The organism is Pseudovibrio sp. POLY-S9 (genome assembly GCF_001431305.1).
In the GTDB taxonomy this organism is placed as follows: Bacteria; Pseudomonadota; Alphaproteobacteria; order Rhizobiales; family Stappiaceae; genus Pseudovibrio.
In genome coordinates this window covers 79,363-89,236 of the sequence record NZ_LCWX01000122.1, presented here as the reverse complement: position 1 = coordinate 89,236, position 9,874 = coordinate 79,363, and the positions used below count along the sequence as shown (strand labels likewise).

6 protein-coding genes are annotated in these 9,874 nt (G+C 53.0%); 2 read left to right on the top strand and 4 right to left on the bottom strand.

Annotated features, from left to right (window positions below; genetic code table 11):
• Both PPL9_RS09925 and PPL9_RS09920 read right to left on the bottom strand, forming a co-directional pair.
• The coding region (locus tag PPL9_RS09925) for a 4-(cytidine 5'-diphospho)-2-C-methyl-D-erythritol kinase (RefSeq protein ID WP_208989281.1) at window positions 1-811 on the bottom strand (811 nt) is incomplete at its 3' end.
• Window positions 812-830: 19 nt separating this feature from the next.
• Window positions 831-2,651, bottom strand: coding sequence for a tetratricopeptide repeat protein (locus PPL9_RS09920; protein WP_057462546.1), 1,821 nt, complete (start codon window positions 2,649-2,651; stop codon window positions 831-833).
• A 326-nt stretch (window positions 2,652-2,977) separates the two neighbouring features.
• Here PPL9_RS09920 and ppdK point away from each other — a divergent pair, with 326 nt between their 5' ends.
• Window positions 2,978-5,650, top strand: coding sequence for a pyruvate, phosphate dikinase (ppdK, locus tag PPL9_RS09915; protein WP_057462545.1), 2,673 nt, complete (start codon window positions 2,978-2,980; stop codon window positions 5,648-5,650).
• A gap of 8 nt (window positions 5,651-5,658) precedes the next feature.
• Entirely contained in the window at window positions 5,659-6,639 is a 981-nt protein-coding gene (locus PPL9_RS09910; RefSeq protein WP_208989280.1) for a methylmalonyl Co-A mutase-associated GTPase MeaB, read from the top strand.
• Between the two features lie 33 nt (window positions 6,640-6,672).
• Here the strand turns inward: PPL9_RS09910 and PPL9_RS09905 are convergent, their stop codons facing one another.
• Together PPL9_RS09905 and radC are read right to left on the bottom strand one after the other, a co-directional pair.
• On the bottom strand, window positions 6,673-8,961 hold the full coding sequence (locus PPL9_RS09905) for a bifunctional diguanylate cyclase/phosphodiesterase (protein ID WP_208989279.1): 2,289 nt from the start codon (window positions 8,959-8,961) through the stop codon (window positions 6,673-6,675).
• Between the two features lie 193 nt (window positions 8,962-9,154).
• The gene (radC, locus tag PPL9_RS09900) at window positions 9,155-9,796 is read right to left on the bottom strand and encodes a DNA repair protein RadC (protein WP_208989297.1); all 642 of its coding nucleotides are present in this window, start codon (window positions 9,794-9,796) and stop codon (window positions 9,155-9,157) included.
• Between the last annotated feature and the right edge of the window lie 78 nt (window positions 9,797-9,874).

Sequence of the window (9,874 nt, the reverse complement as noted above, 5' to 3'; positions counted from 1 at the left end):
CTAAGGTTTCAACAAGGGCAAAGCAGGTGGCGCCGGAGCCGGACATGCGGGCGAGGAGGGTATCTGGCTGGGAGGCGAGAAGGTCGAGGACCTCAGAGATTTCTGGTGCCTGTGAGATCGCTGGTTTTTGTAGGTCGTTGCGGCAGGTTTTGAGCCAGTTGGCGAGGGCTTTCATGCTCTCGAACTCTTCCGGCATTTCCGGCAACGGGGTGTTGTTTTTCTTTTCCAGTGCGTGGAAAATGGCTGGGGTGGAGACCTCAATCAATGGATTGACCAGGACGATTGCGCCGGATGGGAGATCTGTCAGCGGTTCGATGATCTCCCCGATGCCGCGAATGCGAGCAGGCTTTTCATCCAGACACATAGGCACATCAGCGCCGAGGCTGAGGGCAAGTTTGGCAAGGTCTGTCGGAGAGGGAGACACGCCCCAGATCCTCGTGAGCGCGCGCAGAGTTGCGGCTGCATCCGCGGATCCGCCACCAATGCCTGCTGCAACGGGGAGCGATTTTTCGAGCTCGATCTGAACTCCTGATGCGGAGGGCAGGTGTTCTGCGAGCATGTTTGCGGCTTTGATGACCAGATTGTCAGCAGGATCGCCCTGTATCTTCGCAGAGAACTCTCCAGTGATCTGGAGTGAAAGGTCGGGGGCTGGTTCAACCGAGATCAGGTCGCCGATTTCAGGGAACACCACAAGGCTGTCGAGCATGTGGTAGCCATCTTCCCGTTGACCGGTGATGTGGAGGGCAAGGTTCACCTTGGCACGGGCTAATTCCTCAACCCGTGCTGCCTTTGTATCTTCCAAAGTCATCATAATATGATCGTGTTATGAACTACTTGTTGTCAGTGGAACTCGCCAGACCAACCGGAACAGCCTCGTCCATGCCGTTTTCGATTTTGTCGAGAATGCGCTTCAGATCTTCTGGCTCTGGCTCAAGGTCGCGGGCATGGTTCCACTTGAACCGTGCTTCCAGTTTGCGGCCAACTTGCCAGTATGCGTCGCCCAGATGATCGTTGATGATTGGGTCATGTGGACGCAGAGCAACGGCTCGTTCCAGCTTTTCAGCGGCTTCTTCATAGCGACCCAGTCGATAGTAAACCCAGCCGAGACTGTCGACGATGTACCCATCGGTTGGGCGCAGGCGAACAGCGCGTTCAATCATCTTTTGGGCTTCATCCAGCTTCAGACCACGATCCACTAGGGAGTATCCGAGGTAGTTGAGGATCATTGGCTGCTCAGGCTTGAGGGTCAAAGCTTCGCGGAAGTCTTCTTCAGCAGCGTCCCACTTGTCCTGACGTTCGCGGGTGATGCCGCGGAAATACAGGATCGTCCAGTGGTTCGACTGAATTTCGCTGAGGGTATCCAGGCCCTGATTGTAGGAGGTTTCGGCTTCCTCAAAGAGAGAATGGCCGCGCAGCACGTTGCCCAAAGAGGTGATGGCCTCTATGTCAGTCGGATCGGATTCCACCAGCTTTTCAAGATGGGCGCGGGCTTCTTCCAGATTGTCCAGAATGTTGTAATGAAGCGCGATCTGGATTTCAGCTTCGCGTTTCATTGGGGAGCCGTCTGATACCGCTGACAGGTACTCGATGGCGCGCTCGTTGTCGCCAAGCTGCTCAAACAATGAGGCCAGACCAATCAGAGCTGAATCGTTCTTTGGATTGAGGTAGGCGGCGAGTTGCAGGTAATTTGCGGAGAGCTCTTCGCCTTCTTTGCTGACTGCGATGCCGAGACCGTGCAAGGCTTCCGCCAGACCCTCAGCTGGTGACTTGGCAACGGATTCAATAACCTCGCCGCTCTCAATCTTCTCTCTCAGTGTGACAAGGAGCGGATGTTCTGGAATGAGTTGCTCATATTCGGCAACGATGTCCAGCGCTTCTTGCTGTCTGCCGGACGCGGCGAGCATACGGGTGTAGGAAATGGCGTTGCGCAGGGCGCCGCGGTCAATCTCGTAGGCTGCCTTATAAAACTCGGCGGCCTGATGCGGGTTGTTGTTGTATTCAGCCAGCAGGCCCGCGTTGAAATTGATGAAGAGGTCAAACCACTTGGCACCGGTGGTGCTTGTCAGATCTGCGATGGCTTCATCTGTCTTACCCTGACCTGCTTTGACCCAGGCTGAAACAAGAGCAAAGCTCAGACGGGACAGCGGGTTGACGTTTTGCGTGACGGCATCTGGCAGTTCGGTGGTGAAGTCACCTTCATGAATGCGCTGCGCGGCAACGGCCAGCTGTGCAAGGAAGTGCTCGTTGTCTTCTTCCAGAATGCGGTTTGCCAGCGGGAGTGCTTTTTCGACATTGCCGTTTGCCAGTGATGTGACAAATGCGCGGTCGAGAATATAAAAATTATCCGGATCACCCTGCAGAGCTGAGGTGAAATAGTTGGACGCGGCAGCCAGATCCTGAGCGAGAAGGGCGCTTCTGCCTGACAGGTAACTTCCTGACAGAGAGCTTGCAGCCGGTAAGGACTGGGAATTTGCCTTCGCGCTTTGAGCGGGAACAAGTGGCGAGCCCAACAGAACAAACGCCAGCGCAGAGGCCATTAAGGCCCTTTTTGAAAATCTGTTTTTATTAACAGAATGATAGGTCATACGGCCATTGTTCTGAGCAGAAGCAGAATTGGAGCGGAACAGCGCAAAATAGCTTGTCAGGGTCATATATGTCTCTCATTGAGAGCCGATTGCGACTCAATATTGCATCAATCTGTTAGTAGCGAAGAATGGCGTTTTTATAGCAGCCGGATAACTCACCGCATGTTGTTAAGTGTATCCGAACATTCTTTCAATTGAACCTACATTTTTTCAAGTATCTGCGGATAAGTAAGTATATTGATATTTCTCAAGAATTCAGAAGTATTTACGCAATAACACTAAGGTCGAGGTCTGAGTCTCTTGCTATAATGACCCTGTTCATTGCAGATAGTGGGCAGTGGTGCAATTCCAAGTGAGATTGGTTGTCGTCTCGCTCAATAAAGGGGGGTGTTATGACCAAGTGGGTCTACATCTTTGGAGAAAACAAAACCGAGGGCGATGCTTCTATGAAGGAGCTGCTGGGCGGTAAGGGTGCAAACCTTGCCGAGATGAGCAGACTAGGATTGCCTGTCCCTCCCGGCTTTACCATTACAACGCAAGTTTGCACGCACTATTATGATGAAGGTCAGCAGTATCCTTCCGAGCTCAAGGAGCAGGTTCATGCTGCCATTGCGGCTGTTGAAGAGCTGACAGAGCGTAAGTTCAACAGCACGACCAAACCGCTGCTGTTGTCTGTGCGTTCCGGTGCCCGTGTTTCCATGCCGGGTATGATGGATACGGTTCTGAACCTGGGTCTCAATGACCGGACTGTTGAAGCGCTGGCCAAAGATGCAAACGATGACCGGTTTGCTTATGACAGCTATCGTCGTTTCATCCAGATGTACTCTGATGTGGTGTTGGATGTCGACCACGATCACTTCGAAGAAATTCTGGAGGATTTCAAGGACGAGCACGACTACTCCCTTGATACTGACCTGACCGGTGACGACTGGAAACAGATCGTCGCGGCTTATAAGGACAAGGTTGAAGAAGAGCTTGGTCGTCCTTTCCCTGAGGATCCTGAAGAGCAGCTCTGGGGTGCCGTTGGCGCTGTGTTCAAGAGCTGGATGATCCCACGGGCCAAGACTTACCGCGCCCTGCATGAAATCCCAGAGGACTGGGGCACTGCAGTGAACGTGCAGGCGATGGTGTTTGGTAACACAGGTGAAAACTCTGCGACTGGTGTTGCCTTTACCCGTAACCCGTCCACTGGTGAAAACGCGCTTTATGGCGAGTTCCTCATCAACGCGCAGGGTGAAGATGTTGTTGCGGGTATTCGTACGCCGCAGGACATCACCGAGAAAGCCCGTATTGAGGCGCATTCCGAAAAACCATCTCTTGAAGCGACCATGCCTGAGGTGTTTGCGGAGTTCCAGGCCGTTTGTGACAGGTTGGAGACCCATTACCGCGATATGCAGGATCTGGAGTTTACCGTTGAGCACGGCAAGCTTTGGATGCTTCAGACCCGTAACGGCAAGCGGACGCTGAAAGCTGCGCTGAAGATTGCGGTTGATATGGCTGAAAGCGGCCTGCTCACCAAAGAAGAAGCCGTTGCGAGTATTGCGCCGTCTTCTCTGGACCAGCTGCTGCACCCGACCATTGATCCTGCCAGCGAACGGGATGAGCTGACTGTTGGTCTGCCAGCTTCACCCGGTGCTGCCTGCGGTGCGATTGTGTTCAACTCTGACGATGCTGAAACAGAAAAGGCCAACGGCCGCTCTGTTATTCTGGTTCGTACAGAGACCAGCCCTGAAGACATTCACGGCATGCATGCTGCGGAAGGCATTTTGACAACACGTGGCGGAATGACCAGTCACGCGGCTGTTGTTGCGCGCGGGATGGGTAAACCTTGTGTTGCTGGCGCTGGAACCATTCGTGTTGATGCCCGTAATGAGACCATGACGGTTGACGGTCGCAGCTTTGGCAAGGGTGATACAATCACTATTGATGGCGGCAATGGTCAGGTGCTTGCTGGTAAGGTCCAAATGCAGGAGCCTGAGCTTTCCGGTGATTTCAAAAAACTGATGGAATGGGCTGATAACATTCGCCGCATGAACATTCGCACCAATGCAGAAACACCTGCTGATGTGAAGGTTGCGCTTTCTTTTGGAGCTGAAGGTATTGGTTTGTGCCGTACCGAGCACATGTTCTTTGAAGGCGAACGTATCCTTGCGGTGCGTGAAATGATCTTGTCTGACACGGTGAAAGAACGCAAAGCTGCGCTTGCGAAGTTGCTTCCGATCCAGCGTCAGGACTTTATCGATATTTTTGAGTTGATGGTTGATCGTCCGGTCACCATTCGTTTGCTTGATCCGCCATTGCATGAATTCCTTCCTAAGACGGAAGAGGACATTGCTGAGGTTGCCAAGCAGATGGACATTGATCCGGAAGAGCTGCGTGAGCGTGCGGAAGAGCTGGAAGAGTTTAATCCGATGCTCGGCAATCGTGGTTGCCGTTTGCTGATTTCCTATCCGGAGATTGCAGAGATGCAGGCACGGGCGATCTTTGAAGCTGCGCTAGACGTTTCCAAGCGCCATGGCCGCAAGGTGGCACCTGAAATTATGGTGCCGCTGGTTGGCTTGAAGAGCGAGCTGGATATTGTTCGCGAGAGCATTGACGGTACAGCTGCAGTTGTGGCCAAGGAGCTGGGCGAAAAGCCTGAGTACTCTGTTGGCACCATGATTGAGTTGCCACGGGCCGCGCTGCTTTCTGAAGAGATTGCCGCGTCTGCCGAGTTCTTCTCTTTTGGCACCAACGATTTGACGCAAACCACCTTTGGTATCTCTCGTGATGATGCCGCGTCCTTCCTGGGCAAGTATCAGGAACGGAAGGTGATGGAGAAAGATCCGTTCGTTTCTCTGGATGTGGACGGTGTTGGCCAATTGGTGAAGCTTGCAGCCACGAATGGTCGTAAGACGAAAGCTGATATCAAACTTGGTATTTGCGGAGAACATGGGGGTGATCCAGCCTCCATCGCCTTCTGCGAAACTGTTGGTTTGAACTACGTGTCCTGTTCTCCATTCCGTGTTCCTGTTGCGCGTCTTGCTGCTGCTCAGGCAGTGCTGGCACAGCGGAACAAGGGGTGAGTGGCTTTGTGAAAAAGGGGAGGAGCTGGCCTCGGTCGGCTCCTGCCAATCTGGAAGACCTGAGAGCTGGCGGCAAGCCAGCTCTTGCACGTTTGCTCAGCGCTATCGAGAGTTATGAGGGGCATCCTCAGTTGATCTCTTTGCTGGATGAGGCGTTGCAAAACCCAATCGCGCACGTGATCGCGCTGACCGGACCTCCCGGCGTTGGGAAATCCACCCTGACAAATGCAATGATTTCGGAATACCGCAGCGCGGATAAAAGCGTTGGTGTGATTGCGGTTGATCCCTCTTCTCAGGTGACTGGTGGATCGCTGCTGGGTGACCGGACACGACTTTCAACAGATCCGGAAGATCAGAAGATTTTTGTGCGTTCCATGGCGGCGCGAGACCGGCTTGGCGGGCTCTCCGAGCATGCAATTGCTGCGGTGATCCTGATGCGGGCTGTGATGGATCGTGTGATCGTGGAGAGTGTTGGTATTGGCCAATCTGAGGCAGATGTGGCTCTTGTGGCTGATACCTGCGTGCTTTGCATTCAACCGGGATCTGGTGACAGTCTTCAATTCATGAAGGCAGGCATCATGGAGCTGCCGGACATTATCTGCGTGACCAAGGCTGATATGGGGGACGTTGCCAGCCGTGCTCGTGCGGATGTGGAAGGGGCTATGAGCTTGAGTGCGAAGCGAGGGGACTGGAAGGTTCCTGTGTTGATGCTGAGTGCAATGGACAACAGAGGCCTTAGTGAGCTGATTGAGGCCAGCGACAGGCATCACTCTGTGCTGCAAGATGATGGTGGTCTCGCGGTTCAACGCCGTGATCAGGTGAAGGCCTGGCTTGTTGACCAGCTTAAGATGCAGTTTGGGCAACAGGGTGTTGCAGTGCTGAAAAATTCCGGTGTGCGCTGGGAGGAAGCGGCCAAGCGGCCATTTGCTTTCAAGCAGGAAACCAGCGAGACATTTGCTGCGTTCTGGAAGAGTTTTTCTGAAAACTAAATTGAGATACTAACCGCTTGGGAAGGGCGCAGATTATTCTGCTGCGCCCACTCTGATTTTGCGTGGCTTTTGTTCCACTTCTTCATCCCTGTCATCGCGCCATAGACGGAACTTGCCAAGTGGGATTGGGCGGGAGAACAGATAACCCTGCATCATTGGGCAATCCATGGTGAGCAGCAGTTCTTTCTGCTCTTCTTCTTCCACGCCTTCAACACACACATCCATGCCAAGACGGAGCCCCAGCGTGATTGAGCTTGCCAGAATTTCTCTGGCTTTGGCATCAGTCACCGCACCATTGATGAAGGAACGATCGATCTTGATTTTGTCGAACAGATCGCGGCGCAAGTAGCTGAGAGATGAGAAGCCAGTTCCGAAATCATCCAGCGCAATTTTTACGCCGAGATTACGAAGGCGCTCAATGACTTCAACCACTGTTTCTGAGTAGTTGATGAGAACATCTTCGGTAACTTCCAGTTCCAGGCGGTTAGGTTCCAGCTGGTACTTTTCCAGCAATGTGTTGACCAGCTCAGGGAATTCCGGATGACGTAGCTGGGTTGGAGAGACGTTCACGCACATGGTGACGTCATTCAGCGTTGAGCCATCCTTGATCGCGTTCTCCAGCACCCACTCACCAATACGATTGATGAGCATGGATTCTTCAGCTACCGGCAGAAATGCAGCTGGTGGCAAAAGACCTTTTTTCGGATGGTTCCAGCGAATGAGGGCCTCGGCTGCCAGAATGTTCTTGCCGGTGTTGTCCATGATCGGCTGGTAGTAGTTCTGGAATTCGTTGGCATTGAGCGCGCGTTTGATGTCCTCTTCGATTTCGCGGGAGATCTGAAGGGTGTCCTCCATCTCCTTTTCAAAGAGCACATAACGGCCACGGCCAAGTTTCTTTGCCTGATAGAGTGCAATATCTGCTCGGCGCAAAAGCGCTGTCAGATCGTGTCCATGCTCAGGAGATAGCGCGACGCCCATGCTGGCTGTAGTCAGGATCTTGTGTTTCTCAACCTTGAAGGCATCCGAGAGCATCTTCTCGATGTACATGCAGGTTTCGATGATCTCATCCATGCTGGTGCGGTGCGCCAGTACGATGAGGAACTCATCTCCACTGACGCGCGCGACCCGGTCTTCCATGTTGATCGACACTTTCAGGCGCTCGGCGACGAGTTTGATGACTTCATCGCCGATGGAGTGGCCCAAGCTGTCGTTGATCTGTTTGAAGTGGTCCAGATCCAGAAATACGATGCCGGTAATACGTTGCTTTTGCCGGTCGCGTCGCAGCACGTCAGCTGCAAAAATCTCAAACCATGTCCTGTTGGGCAGGCCACACAAGGCGTCATGGAGTGCTGCATGTGTCGCATCTGCTTCATTTTGCAAGATGCGGTCTGTCATCTTGATGTAGCGGAGCAGAATGAGAATTGTCATCAGCAAGATAGCGATGATGGTTCCCAGAAAATACGGTGATGAGTTGGTGTAGATCGCGCCAGAGGCTGCGGTGGTTTTCCAGCTCAGATTGGCGATGATCTCGCCGTTGCGGCGGAGCAATGGCAGGGATACACGCTGGAAGTCGGCTTTTGGCTTGTTCGTGGTGATGAACATTTCCGACAAGCCCGTTGATTCCTCAAAAGATCTGATGGACCGGATGTCCAGTGATCGTACCCAAAGCAGATAACCGGCAACTGTTGGCATACCTTTTGGCGGTGCTGTTGACGGAGTGATTGCTGCGACAGTGGCGAGGCCGATTGCGCCATCAACCAGAACAACATCGCGCAAACTTAACGCCAGAGGGGCATGGCTGCGCAGTGGTTCAGGTACACGGAACTGCGTTTGCTTCGTGTTGGCCCGTGTTTCCAATTCAGACAGTGTGGCATCAAGCTGGCCGCGGAGCTGATCTTCAAAGACTTCGCTGTGCCATGGCAGATCGCGGCGGTAGGTGTAGAGCGGCTTCATATCCTTGTTGAGGATGACGAAGATATCCCGATCACCGCGGGTGCTTGGGGTCGGTGTCAGATCCTCATCCAGCAGGATGTTGGTTTCTTCTGACAGGACCGAAGCATATGCCTTGTTAGAGATGGCGATGCGCTCTGCTTCATTTGCGAGCCCATTGCGGAAAACTTTGAGGTTGCTCTGTACGAGGCGAATTTCTTTATCGACCTCGAAATCGAGCGCACGCTGGGTTGACCAGTAGAACGCCAGATACCCAACAGCCAAAGCTGCAGCTACAACACACAGGATCAACAGAGCCATCATGCGAGCTCCGATTTTTTTTCCTCGTGTAATCGTATTGCCGAAAGTACTGCCCAAGACTGCTGAAGTCATGGGAGTTTTCGAACTCGGTTGTCCCGCCATCGGCAATTTACTCATGCTGCCTTTAAAACTCTTGATTGTATGCGAAAACGCACTTGCCCATGCTTATGTTCCGAGATTTTGCTTGAGTGAGCCTGTACAACCGACGCGTTTTATCGATCACTTGGGAAATTTATGTGAATGGAGTTCTGCTGTTGGGGATAGCTTAGATGAGTTGAAGGCCTCTGAAACTGACGTGACCTGAGCCGGCTATGATGATGTGATCGTGCAGAACTATGCCTAGTGGTTCCAGTGTGTTTGAAATTTTCGTCGTCATTTCAATATCTTGACGGGATGGTGTTGGGTCGCCTGAAGGGTGGTTGTGGACTAGAATGACTGCGCAGGCTGACAATTCCAATGCCCGTTTTGTAACTTCGCGCGGATAAACGGGCGTGTGGTCAACTGTTCCGGTCTGCTGGACTTCATCTGCGATGAGGCGGTTCTTTTTGTCCAGAAACAGGATGCGGAATTCTTCTTTATCGTTGTGCGCCATAGCTGCGCGAACGTATTCCAGAACTTTGCTCCAGGAGGAGAGGGGGTCGCGCTCTACAACCTGTGCTTTAGCGTAGAGAATGGATGCGGCCTGCATTTCTTTGATAAAACTTGCTGTGCGTGGCCCGCAACCGGGAACCTCTTCCAGCCGTTGTTTTGGAGCTGCAAGAACTTGCGCGAAGGAGCCGAACTGAGCCAGCAGCGCTTTTGCCAGTGGTTTGGTGTCGCCCTGTTTGATGGAGGAGAAGAGGAGCATCTCTAGCAATTCATAGGACTGGAGGCCGTCCAGGCCTGTTTCCTCAAATCTTTCGCGCAAGCGTGCACGATGACCGTGATAGTGTTTGGCGGCTGGCTTAGGGGATTTACTCTGTTTAGCAGAGGGCGGAACCGGGAG